This is a genomic window from uncultured Bacteroides sp. (assembly GCF_910586915.1).
Lineage (GTDB): Bacteria > Bacteroidota > Bacteroidia > Bacteroidales > Bacteroidaceae > Bacteroides.
On record NZ_CAJULN010000063.1, the window covers coordinates 1 to 12,553 of the forward strand.

General features: G+C 49.1%; 10 protein-coding genes. 4 read left to right on the forward strand and 6 right to left on the reverse strand.

Annotated elements, in window-relative coordinates; translation table 11 throughout:
- Positions 1 to 247: 247 nt before the first annotated feature.
- From QZ331_RS13615 to gnd, 6 genes are all read right to left on the reverse strand, one after another.
- The gene (locus QZ331_RS13615; RefSeq protein WP_294631193.1) at positions 248 to 2,578 is read right to left on the reverse strand and encodes a hypothetical protein; all 2,331 of its coding nucleotides are present in this window, start codon (positions 2,576 to 2,578) and stop codon (positions 248 to 250) included.
- Between the two features lie 104 nt (positions 2,579 to 2,682).
- A complete protein-coding gene (locus tag QZ331_RS13620; protein WP_294631195.1) occupies positions 2,683 to 3,369 on the reverse strand; it encodes a hypothetical protein in 687 nt (228 codons plus the stop codon).
- 149 nt (positions 3,370 to 3,518) lie between these two features.
- On the reverse strand, positions 3,519 to 4,409 hold the full coding sequence (locus QZ331_RS13625) for a HipA domain-containing protein (RefSeq protein WP_294631197.1): 891 nt from the start codon (positions 4,407 to 4,409) through the stop codon (positions 3,519 to 3,521).
- A gap of 206 nt (positions 4,410 to 4,615) precedes the next feature.
- Positions 4,616 to 5,371, reverse strand: a complete 756-nt coding sequence (gene pgl / locus QZ331_RS13630) for a 6-phosphogluconolactonase (protein ID WP_294631199.1) — start codon at positions 5,369 to 5,371, stop codon at positions 4,616 to 4,618.
- A 6-nt stretch (positions 5,372 to 5,377) separates the two neighbouring features.
- Positions 5,378 to 6,874 (reverse strand): glucose-6-phosphate dehydrogenase, encoded by a 1,497-nt coding sequence (gene zwf, locus QZ331_RS13635; protein ID WP_294631201.1) that lies wholly within the window; start codon positions 6,872 to 6,874, stop codon positions 5,378 to 5,380.
- Entirely contained in the window at positions 6,867 to 8,345 is a 1,479-nt protein-coding gene (gene gnd / locus QZ331_RS13640; protein ID WP_294631203.1) for a decarboxylating NADP(+)-dependent phosphogluconate dehydrogenase, read from the reverse strand. Before gnd ends, zwf begins: the two co-directional genes overlap by 8 nt.
- Before the next feature lie 61 nt (positions 8,346 to 8,406).
- On the opposite strand from gnd, the gene QZ331_RS13645 reads away from it, so the two are divergent.
- From QZ331_RS13645 to QZ331_RS13660, 4 genes are all read left to right on the forward strand, one after another.
- Positions 8,407 to 8,547, forward strand: coding sequence for a hypothetical protein (locus QZ331_RS13645; RefSeq protein WP_294631204.1), 141 nt, complete (start codon positions 8,407 to 8,409; stop codon positions 8,545 to 8,547).
- Positions 8,548 to 8,624: 77 nt separating this feature from the next.
- Positions 8,625 to 9,695 (forward strand): GDP-mannose 4,6-dehydratase, encoded by a 1,071-nt coding sequence (gmd, locus tag QZ331_RS13650; protein ID WP_294631205.1) that lies wholly within the window; start codon positions 8,625 to 8,627, stop codon positions 9,693 to 9,695.
- A 9-nt stretch (positions 9,696 to 9,704) separates the two neighbouring features.
- Complete coding sequence (locus tag QZ331_RS13655; protein WP_294631207.1) at positions 9,705 to 10,775, forward strand: GDP-L-fucose synthase; 1,071 nt, start codon at positions 9,705 to 9,707, stop codon at positions 10,773 to 10,775.
- Positions 10,776 to 10,824: 49 nt separating this feature from the next.
- Positions 10,825 to 12,483: an AMP-binding protein gene (locus QZ331_RS13660; RefSeq protein WP_294631209.1), complete on the forward strand. Its 1,659-nt coding sequence runs from the start codon at positions 10,825 to 10,827 to the stop codon at positions 12,481 to 12,483.
- Positions 12,484 to 12,553: the final 70 nt, after the last annotated feature.

The window sequence follows — 12,553 nt, forward strand, 5'->3', positions numbered from 1 at the left end:
GTGTGCAACTTTTTCATTTGTAAATATTTAGATTCTTAATTCAACCAACGAGTAAGTAATATAAAATATGAAATATAGAAATCTTGATAGTACATAAAACATCAAATGGTCGAATTATGGTCGAACCATAAAAAAAAGCAGGACTATATAATTGATATACAGAATATACAACTAGATTTCCAAAAATGTGTCTAGTTTAGTTTTTGTGTTAATCGGAAGCCTGCAAGAGAGCATGAGCTTCCGATTTTTATTTCCTTAACACCTTAAACTCACATTTTGCATTTCCAAGCAATCCGCTACCGTCAACGCCTTCAACAACCCCGATAAATCCGGTATTGATATCAGAACAATAGAAAGAGACTTCCGCTTCTCCTTTTTCATCGGTAATGACAGATGGAGCCCATAATAAAGTATTGCGAGCGTCAGGAGTGGAGAGCTGTATGTCTATCTCATCCGGTTGGTAAAATTGGCGAGAGGTATAATATCCTTTGGTGCGCCAGAGGTTATTCATCCGTAACAATTCCTCTTCAGTGAATTCAGGTCCATTGTAGGTGATTATTTTTATATCAGTGACTATCCATGCGCCATTTTTCCCTATGAGTTCATATTTAATAAGTTCATAATCTTTTCCGTTAATAGGTATGGATTTCTTACGGACTGGATAGCACGAAGAGCAACCTGTCGGGTGGTGTGAATACCCCATATAATCATTCAGATAACCATTAGGTGTTCTACTGTTACAATCACATACCCATGCTTTATTCAAATCTACCTTTGCCAAGCTATCTAGTCGTCCCATCATTTTATCTCTAAACGGTTTATGTCCTTTTGCTGTTATAGTCACCTCATTTAATAATATGGTACTGTCGCTGCTTATTACAGGCAAATCAAGGGGTTGTTCTTTCTTATGGTATGATACCGCTATCGGATAATAATGAGGTCTGTTCTTCCTTATGCTGTCAATCAGAAGAAAGTAATCCACCAATTCCAGTGTTGGCTTGAACTCTTTCGACAACATGGGTTTCAGATACACATATCCTCCTTGAAGAGTTTTCATCATGTCCGGGTCAACCATAAAATGTCCCGTGGAGTCTGTCCAAAGAAACTGAGAGTTTCCCTCTGCACCGAAAACCTGGATAAGCTGTTCTGCTCCTTCGCTTGGTTTGTCTTTTTTCTTGCTCTGAAGGGTTTGCAGGCCATTGATTTCATCTGTCAGAAAAGGTTTTCCTTGATAATCAGGTTCTACTGCATTCCATACATACCGGCGCCAGCCTTGTGTAAGCAATAGCAGGTCTAACGTTTCTTTCCTGTCGCTGTTCTTTTCGTCAAAATAGTAAGACGGGTTACAGATTCGGCCCCGTATTTGGGAGGAGAGATAACAGTAGGCCAAGATATTCGCAGGGTCGGCAGGATTATGATATGCCCGGTCGTACACGCTAATGCCCAGGTTTGCCCTCACTGGATTGCCAACCTCGTCTGTCGCTTTTATTCTGATAGACGCTTTTTCCCGAATGGCAAAACTTGTCTTTGCGGGTTCGGCCGTTATATACAGTTTCTTTTGCGGATGGACATACACCAACCGTTCTGCAACGGGCTGCATGGAGTTGTTGAAAAGCGTAAACTCCGCGATGCCTTGATAAAGGAAATTATCGAGCGAGATGGAGATTTTAAGACTGTCCTTCAATGTCCCTTTTGCCATACAGCAGACCATTCCGCGCATTTGTCCCAAGAGATAAATTTGTCGGTGTGGCAAGCCCTCGGTTTGGGAAAGGATAAAATCCAGATGCCCATTGTCCTGCCCGCGAAGGTTCAGAACCATTCCTTGTGAATGAATCTCGGGTAACGGATAACTTTTTCCATGCTGCAATTCAATCCTATACTTTTTATTAACAAAGGGAGTGAAGGAGACAGCCCCCATCCCGTCGTGTACGCTCTTTATTCCGCACAGGAACTTATCGTCTTCATAAATGACTCCTTCCACAGCTACCGGATTTCCCTTCCCATCGGTTGCTTTAAAAGCCAGTTTGGAGGAAAGGCCGGATACGAGATTTCCTCCTTCTGGGAATGTTTCAAAACGGAAGGTTGTATCTTTAGGATTCCCTGTTACTTCCGAACGGGCTATATTCTTTACTATCCTTATTTTGCGGGTAGGGGTTATTCCAATAGTATCATTCTTGTAAAAAGAGTGCTTCGTATAGCCTTCTAAAAAATAGTCACCTTCCGGAAGTTTCTCGTCTATATAAATATGGCCGGATACGATGCCATTCTCCACCGGATACTTTTCCTGCCAAACCACGCTGTCTTTCGGATTAATCATTTGCAGATAAAGAGTCTTGCTTTTATCAGACAATCCAAAGGTTTGTACATCCAACTGATAGGCTTTGAACCAAAGGTCTTCGCCAGTCTCGTAAATGCTTTTACTCGTCTGAAGATAGACTAATTCCGAGGGACGGGAAGAAAAACAGTTTTCCATATGACCGACCAGGGAGTCTACGGATTCTTGGGAACAAACCACAGAGGGAAGGAAACTCATCCCCAACAAAAAAACAAACAGTTTATGTACTTTCACATCTTTCATTGACAACTCCTCTTGATTTAACGTCAGTCCGACAGGAATCTCATTTTATTCATCCATATACTAAAGCACAAAGCCCCAACTTTTCAGTCAGGGCGTGTTTATATTTAATAAGACCTAAAATACTTTCTATTGATAGTCGTAATTGAAATGAACGCTCTGTTAAGATGCCCATTTTGCTCAACGCTCTTTACTTGAACTTTAAATAGTTTATATTTAGAATCATGAAAAACCTTACTATGTACTGTCTTAACATATCCTATATCTATACCATCCTTAAAAAGTTGCACTGCATATTTATCATATAAATTTCTCTTGTCCAACCTCCATTCAAGTATATCTCCTTCTTTTAATATTCCACTGGGTAATTGTCTCCTCGTTAGTCCACACACCTCACTAGTAAATTTTAAATCACAAACAGGATAATATTCTGCTAAAAACTCAAAATTGTCCGTTGATAACAACCCTTGTGTTTGAGCCAATACATAGTATTTGTTATCTTTCAATTCGGGATTAATCTCCCAATAATTATAATATTTCTGTATATCAGAACGTTCTGTGTTAGTCAAACGTTGAGCAAATATTTCTAAAACATTATTTTTATATACTACTTCCGGATTTGGAAAATCAGGATACATATTAAAACCTTTTTCTAAAGCTTCTTTCACCCCGTCAGATATATATTCAAACCTAACCTCTTCAGTCTGATTTCGAGTTATTTTACCTATCTTTATTCGACTGTCATTCCTTCCGCGTCTCCAGGTAAGATAGATGTGTTTTATATATCTCTTCATAATACTATGTTTTTTAGTCTCAAAATGCGTTCTCTTATCAGTTTAAATATCAACTCCTTACGACAAGAAGACAAACTATATTCTTCTCTCAAATCATTTGGAAGTTCTTTGTCTATATTAAAGATTATACCACGTATTTTGTTTTCGATTTACAAAGATATAACATTATTTATTACGTTATCTACTATTTCTTGAAATTCGACTCTTATATTTTTTATAAGTTCAAAATGATTCAATTTAACTCCATCGTCATCCCATCTTATTTCAGATTTTCCTCGATTGATAAAACTATCAAACATTATCTCATCGTTCAACATCTGTTTTACAGCATCTTCACTCTTTTCCCTGGCCAAGCAACATCCACTATCATATATTGGAGAATACCGACCCTCCATTTTAAGGATTTTCATTTTTATATGCCTGGTAGGTTGATTAAGTTCTTCATTTTTTGTAAGGAAATCCTTTATTTGTTTAAAACGATCTTTCAACTTAGCAAAGAGATGATTTGCTTCTTCATTGGTCAATTCGGTTTCTTTGTATGGCGTAATAAATCCCCAATTTTCCTGATGTCTGTCGCTATTCCCAATAACACTGTCAAAAATGATGGTTTTTATAATATCTTCTATATGTTCACCAAAGTTAAAACATTCGATTGCCGACTTTATAAAATGAAAGGTATAAGCTGAATATGATTCTTTATTTTCAGGTTTATAAGTATTATCATAACCGGTCAATATGCTCACCCCCTCAGTCAAACATTCTTCTTCGGTAATCATTGATTTAGAAATGCATCCTATTTCTTTTCCATGTTTTGCTATATTATATTCTAACACATCAAATCCTAAAGAACGACCTACTTCTGAAGAGATAATTTCAGACCAAAACTCAGATTTGTAATCTTTGCCTTCTTTCAACATAGAGGTTTTAAAGAAATATACACTGTCATCTTCAGGATTACTGACCACGCATTTGTTGCGTGTACCTTTAGTGTTGAAAAAAGGTTTTTCATTCCATTCTGTTATGTCATAAAACTTAGCCATATTCTTATTTTTCACAAACATACGAATAAGATATAACATTCACAAGGAAACTGCTGTTCCGATATTGTATATGTAATGCTATTTTTCGGAAAAACCGTCAGACCAATGTAGATTTGTCTGTATATAACAAGCAATGGCAACCACCATAACAAGCAAAGGCAGCCGCCCTAACAAGCAATGGGAGCCACCTTCACAAGCAATGTTATCTATCGGCCGTCGGGCGGAAGCGCTTCCTCCTCCTCCCCGTCCGAGTCACCGATATACCAGGCAGCCGCCCTGTCCACAAACAGTTCCACGTTGGGCGCATGATGGGCAATGTAAGCTGCCGGCCCCATATCCCCCGAATGACAGATTTCTTTCACCACGTCCGCTTTGCTCCGGCCCGTTATCAAGAAGATGACATGGCGGGCGTTCAGAATGGGGCAGCCGGTGAGGGCGATGCGCTTCTGCCCGTTGCGGGGATGGGTGCTGACGGCATAAATGTCATTGGAAATGAGCAGTTCCTCCTGTCCGGGGAAGATGGAAGAGGTGTGGCCGTCCTCGCCTGCGCCCAGCAGTACGATGTCGAACTCGGGCCAGCTTTGCCTGAGGGGCACTTGCCGGCGGACCAGCTCCGAATAACGGGTCGCTTCCTGCTGCGGCTGCGCTTCGCCGCAGATGCGGAACACATTCTCGCAGGGGATGGGCGCCATCCCCAAAAGCAACTTGCGCATCAGGCCGTAATTGCTGTCCGAATGCTCGGGCGGCACACAACGTTCGTCTACCCAATAGACGTGGAGACGGTTCCACGGGGTGACGTTCATAAACTCATGTGCCCATATGTCGAACATCACGGCAGGGGTACTGCCGCCGCTCACGGCCATGTTGAATACTTTATCGGGTTCCGCCTGCATGATTTCCACCAGGCGGCGTATCAGTTGGCGGGATGTCTCTATGGACAAGGGAAAGATAGTTGTTTTCATCCTATTTTATAATTCACAATATTGGTCAGTATTTGTCAGATTTTTGCAAGGGTTGGTCCAGGCAGCTCCGTGCCCGTGCATCATCGCTTCGCTCTCCAACGGCCCCCATGTGCCTGCGGGGTAGCCGTAGAGGGGCGCGTCGGGATTCTCCTTCCAGTGGCGGAGCACAGGGTCGAAGAACTTCCACGAGGCTTCCACTGCGTCGCTTCGGGTAAACAGCGTCGGGTCGCCCTGGATGCAGTCGTCTATCAGGCGGGCATAGGCGTCGCCGCCGGGCACTCCGCCCAGTTGGTCGTAGCTGAAGTCCATCGTCACCTGCCGGACTTCAAAGCCTGCGCCGGGGAGTTTCATTCCGATTTTGAGAACGATTCCCTCGTTGGGCTGCAAACGGAGAATGAGCTTGTTCGCCCGTGGGCAGTTGCCGCCGGCGCAATGAAACATCTGATGGGGCGTCTCGCGGAAGTGGACCACGATTTCGGTCACCTTCGTCGGCATCTGTTTGCCCGTGCGGATGTAGAACGGGACGCCGTTCCAGCGCCAGTTGGCAATGTTGAGTTTCATGGCGATGTAAGTCTCCGTGCGCGAGCCGGGGGCTACGCCCTTCTCCTGGCGGTATCCCTTCTTGTTGGCCGAAGGCAGGTATTGGCCGCGCACGATGTGTTTGCTGAAGTCTTTTTCGCTCAGCGGGGTGAGCGATTCGTACACCTTGACGACTTCGTTGCGGAAATGGTCGGCATCGAAGACGGCAGGCGGCTCCATCGCCGTGAGCGCCACCAGTTGAATCAAGTGATTCTGCACCATATCGCGCAGGGCTCCCGCCGTTTCGTAGAATCCGCCGCGCTGCTCGATACCGAGGTTCTCGACGGCGGTGATTTCCACGTAGTCGATGTAGTTGCGGTTCCAGAGCGGTTCGAAGATACCGTTGGCAAAGCGGAAGGCGAGTATGTTTTGGGCGGTCTCCTTGCCGAGAAAATGGTCGATACGGTAGATTTGCCGCTCGTCGAAGACCGAAGCGTAGATGCGGTTCAGCTCGCGTGCCGAACGGAGGTCGTAGCCGAAAGGCTTCTCGACGATGATACGCGAACGGGGCGTGTTGAGCCCGACGGCTTTCAGATGTAACGGCACAAGGCCGTAAAGCGACGGCGGAGTGGCGAGGTAGAACAGCAGGTTGCCGGAGGATGCGTCGCCGGTAAGCCCGGCAATCCGGCGGCGGAGGACGGGGTAATCCGTTTCCTGTGCGGGGTCCATCGGCAGGTAGTAGAGATGCAAGGTGAAGGCCTGCATCAAGGCTTCCTCCTGTTCGCCGGGCTTCACAAACGTCTGAAGTGCGGCGAGTATATACGCACGATACGTCTCGTCGGTGTAGACGGTACGCCCGAGGCCCAATATGCAGAAATCGCCCGCCAGCCGCTTTTCGCGGAAGAGGGAATAGAGGGCGGGCATCAGCTTACGCCGGGTAAGGTCGCCCGACGCCCCGAAAATAATCATTGCAAACTTATCCATTGTACGTCCCCGATTTTGTTTCACCACCATGTCCTGTCCAGTTCTCGTGAAAGAATTGTCCGCGCAATGCATCCTTCCGCTCGAAGGTGTGCGCGCCGAAATAGTCGCGCTGTGCCTGCACGAGATTGGCGGGCAACTCGGCCGAAGCAAGCGAATAGAAATAATTGAGGGCGGACGAGAAGGCGGGAACGGGCAGCTCCTCCTTCACCGCATCGGCTACAAGGCTCTTCCAGCCGGGAAGCAGCGTTTTCATCTCCTCCCTGAAAGAGGGAGCCAACAGCAAGTGCGCGGGTTTCCCTACGGCAGCTTCGTAAGCACGGGCAATGTCATTGAGGAAGATGCTGCGGATGATGCAGCCGCCACGCCACATACGAGCGATGGAAGCCAGGTCGAGCGACCACCCGAAAGCGTCGGACGCCCGTTGCAGCACGGCAAATCCCTGCGCATAAGAGACGAGCTTGGAAGCATACAGTGCGGAGAACACATGGCTGACAAACTCCACTTTATTATATACGGGCTGCGAAGGGCGGTAGCCGAATTGCCCGGAAGCCGTGCGGCGCAGCTCCTTCTGTGCCGAGAGGCTGCGTTCGAACACGGCTGTGGCAATCAGCCCAAACGGCATACCGAGCTCCAGGGCGTTGATGACCGACCATTTGCCTGTCCCCTTCTGCCCTGCCGCATCCAGAATTTTGTCAAGGAGATAGCCGCCGGCCTTGTCCTTGTGGCGCAGGATGCGGGCAGTAATCCCGATAAGGTAACTGCGCAGCTTGCCCTCGTTCCAACGGTCGAAGATGTCTGCCATCTCCTCGTTGCCCAGGTCGAGCAGGTGCTTCATCACCCAGTAGGACTCGGCAATGAGCTGCATATCGCCATATTCGATACCGTTGTGAATCATCTTCACGAAATGTCCGGAGCCTGCCGGACCTACCCACTGGCAGCAGGGCGTGCCGTCGGGCGCCTTCGCCGCGATGCTCTGAAGAAGCGGCTTCACCTCCTGCCAGGCTTTTTCGGAGCCGCCGGGCATGAGGGAGGCTCCGTTCAAAGCCCCCTCTTCGCCGCCCGACACGCCGCAACCGACGAAGAGAAAACCTTTCGACTCTGCCAGCCGTACGCGGCGGTTAGTATCCTCGTAGTTAGAATTGCCGCCGTCAATAAGGATATCGCCGGGCGAGAGCAACGGGAAAAGCTGCTCCATCAGCTCGTCGACCGGACTCCCGGCGCGAACCATCATCATGATTTTCCGTGGGGCGGCGATGGAACCGACAAACGCTTCCATATTCGTAAACCCTTCTATGTTTTTGCCTTTCGCCCTGCCGCCGGTGAAACGCTCTACCACCCCTTCTTCCACTCCGGGAACCGTGCGGTTGTAGACCGACACGCGCCAGCCCTTGCTCTCCATGTTCAAGGCAAGGTTCTCGCCCATCACGGCAAGGCCGATAAGTCCGATTGCTGTTTTATTCTGATGTGCCATAATTTATAGTTTTTATAGTAATACCTACCACCCTAACAAACGGGGCGGAAAATTGTTCGGGATGGTTGCAAAAAAATATCGCCCGGTGCGCAACCGGGCGAAAAAAGGAGTACGGCACACCCGCACCATAGCCGGAGCTATCGTGCTGATTATGGCGAAAATGACAAAAACAACCGTGCTGAGCAACTGTGCTGAAAAATAAATAAAGAACCGCTTGCATTTACAACAGAAAAGAACGACATTTGCAGCCGAATTTTCAATTATTAAACAACATCGCATATGAAAAAAGCCCTTATTTCAGGCATCACCGGACAAGACGGCTCGTATCTTGCCGAGTTTCTCTTACAGAAAGGTTACGAAGTACACGGTATCCTCCGTCGCTCTTCTTCGTTCAATACCGGACGCATCGAACACCTGTATTTCGACGAGTGGGTGCGCGACATGAAACAGAAACGTACCATCAACCTGCACTACGGCGACATGACCGACTCCAGCTCGCTCATCCGCATCATCCAGCAGGTGCAGCCCGACGAAATCTACAACCTGGCCGCCCAGAGCCACGTGAAAGTCTCCTTCGACGTCCCCGAATACACCGCCGAAGCCGACGCCATCGGCACGCTGCGTATGCTCGAAGCGGTACGCATCTTAGGACTGGAGAAGAAGACCCGCATCTACCAGGCCTCCACTTCCGAACTGTTCGGCAAGGTGCAGGAAGTGCCGCAACGGGAGACAACCCCCTTCTATCCCCGCTCTCCGTACGGGGTGGCCAAGCAGTATGGCTTCTGGATTACGAAGAACTACCGCGAAAGTTACGGGATGTTTGCCGTCAACGGTATCCTCTTCAACCACGAGAGCGAACGCCGGGGCGAAACGTTCGTCACCCGCAAGATTACCCTCGCCGCCGCACGCATCGCGCAGGGCGAGCAGGACAAGCTCTACTTGGGCAACCTGGACGCACGCCGCGACTGGGGATACGCCAAAGACTACGTGGAGTGTATGTGGATGATTCTGCAACACGACGTCCCCGAAGACTTCGTCATTGCCACGGGTGAGATGCACACCGTGCGAGAGTTTGCCACCTTAGCCTTCAAAGAGGCAGGCATCGGGCTGCGTTGGGAAGGCGAAGGCGTGAACGAAAAGGGAATCGACACAGCGACCGGAAAGACGCTGGTGGAGGTCGACCCCAAGTATTTCCGTCCGGCGGAAGTGGAACAGTTGTTGGGCGACCCCACCAAAGCGAAAACGCTGTTGGGATGGAACCCGTGCAAGACATCGTTCGAGGAACTGGTAAGCATCATGGTGCGCCACGACATGGAAAAGGTAAGACGCATGATTATCACGAAACATTAAAGGAAGAGCATGGAAAAGAATGCAAAGATATACGTAGCCGGACACCGCGGCCTTGTAGGGTCGGCTATCTGGAAAAATTTGCAAGAGAAAGGATATACCAACCTGACAGGCCGCTCCCACCAAGAACTGGACCTGGCGGACAGCGTGGCGGTACGCCGGTTCTTCGACGAGGAGCAGCCCGAATATGTGTTTCTCGCCGCCGCCTTCGTAGGCGGTATCCTGGCAAACAGCATTTACCGCGCCGACTTCATCTACAAGAACCTGCAAATTCAGCAGAATGTCATCGGGGAGAGTTTCCGCCACCAGGTGAAGAAGCTGCTTTTCTTAGGCAGCACGTGCATCTATCCGCGCGAGGCCGAACAGCCCATGCGGGAGGAGGTGCTGCTCACCTCTCCGTTGGAATATACCAACGAGCCGTATGCGATTGCCAAAATCGCCGGACTGAAGCTGTGCGAAAGTTTCAACCTGCAATATGGCACCAACTACATCGCCGTGATGCCTACCAACCTCTACGGCCCGAACGATAATTTCGACCTGGAGCGCAGCCACGTACTGCCTGCCATGATTCGCAAGATTCACCTGGCGCACTGTCTGAAGGAAGGTAACTGGGAAGCGGTGTGCAAAGACTTGAACCGCCGTCCGGTAGAGGGTATCAACGGCAACAGCCCCCGGGAAGAGATGCTCGCCATCCTGAGCAAATACGGTATCAGCGACACCGAAGTGGTGCTGTGGGGAACCGGCACTCCGCTCCGCGAATTTCTCTGGAGCGAGGAGATGGCGGACGCCTGCGTCTTTGTCATGGAACACGTGGACTTCAAGGATACCTACCGGGAGGGCGACAAGGAGATACGCAACTGCCACATCAACATCGGAACGGGCAAGGAAATCAGCATCCGACAGCTTGCCGGACGCATCGCCGAAACCGTAGGCTATCGGGGCAGGCTCACCTTCGACAGCAGCAAGCCCGACGGAACCATGCGCAAGCTCACCGACCCTTCGAAGCTGCACGCCCTCGGGTGGCACCACCGGATAGAAATCGAGGAAGGCGTACGGAAAATGTACGAATGGTACCTGAAATAAGAATTAATTGCTATATTTGTGCAGTTTAACACCAAAAATGGCAAGAACAATGGAACAAAGTTTTATAGCTTACATTGAGAACAGTATCAAGAACAATTGGGATTTGGACGCGCTGACCGACTACAAGGGCGCCACCCTACAGTATAAAGACGTTGCCCGTAAAATCGAAAAACTCCATATCATCTTTGAAGAAAGCGGTATCCGCCCGGGAGACAAGATTGCCGTATGCGGAAGAAACAGCTCGCATTGGGGAGTCACCTTCCTCGCCACGCTGACGTACGGGGCGGTCATCGTGCCCATCCTCCATGAGTTCAAGGCAGACAATGTGCACAACATCGTCAACCACTCCGAAGCCAAACTGCTCTTTGTAGGCGACATGGTGTGGGAAAACCTCAACGAATCGGCAATGCCGCTCCTGGAGGGTATCCTGCTGATGAACGACTACAGCCTGTTGGTGTCGCGCAGCGAGCGTCTCACCTACGCCCGCGAGCATCTGAATGAGATGTTCGGCAGGAAATATCCCAAGAACTTCCGCAGAGAGCACATCGAATACCACAAAGACGAACCCGAGGAGTTGGCCGTCATCAATTATACTTCGGGCACAACCAGCTATTCCAAAGGAGTGATGCTCCCCTATCGTTGCCTGTGGTCGAACACCAAGTTCGCATTCGAAGTACTGGATATGCAACCGGGCGACAAAATCGTATCCATGCTCCCGATGGCACATATGTACGGGCTTGCCTTCGAGTTCCTTTACGAGTTTTCGGTGGGATGCCACATTTATTTCCTCACCCGTATGCCGAGCCCGAAGATTATCTTCCAGGCCTTTGCCGAAGTGAAGCCCAATCTGATTGTGGCGGTGCCGCTCATCATCGAAAAGATTATCAAGAAGAACGTGCTTCCGAAACTGGAAACCACCGCCATGAAGATATTACTGAAAGTGCCCATCATCAACGATAAAATCAAAGCGACGGTGCGCGAGGAGATGATAAAGGCCTTCGGCGGCAACTTCAAGGAAATCATCATCGGCGGGGCTGCATTCAACCAGGAGATAGAACAATTCCTGAAAATGATAGACTTCCCCTACACCGTAGGATACGGAATGACGGAATGCGGCCCGATTATCTGCTACGAAGACTGGACAAGATTCAAGCCCGGCTCTTGCGGAAAGGCCGCACCCCGCATGGACGTGCAGGTGCTGTCGCCCGACCCGGAGAACATCGTCGGAGAGATTGTCTGCAAAGGGCCTAACGTGATGTTGGGGTACTACAAGAATGAGGAAGCCACCCGGGAAGTTATCGACAATGAGGGCTGGCTGCATACAGGCGACCTCGCCGTGATGGACGCCGAAGGAAACGTCAGCATCAAGGGACGCAGCAAGAACCTGCTTCTCAGCGCAAGCGGGCAGAACATCTATCCGGAAGAAATCGAAGACAAGCTGAACAACCTGCTTTATGTTTCCGAAAGCATCATCGTCCAGCAGAACGACAAGTTGGTCGGCCTTGTCTATCCCGATTTCGACGAGGCTTTCGCCCACGGGCTGAAAAACGAAGACATCGAACGGGTCATGGAGGAAAATCGGGTGACGCTCAACACCATGCTGCCCGCCTACAGCCAGGTTTCAAAGATGAAGATTTATCCCGAGGAATTTGAAAAGACACCGAAGAAGAGCATCAAACGCTATCTGTATCAGGAGGCTAAGGGCTAATCTCCCCCGGCCGTCTTTCACAATGTAGAAGAATGAAACCCAAAGCAACCGAATGAAACTGAAAAGAACC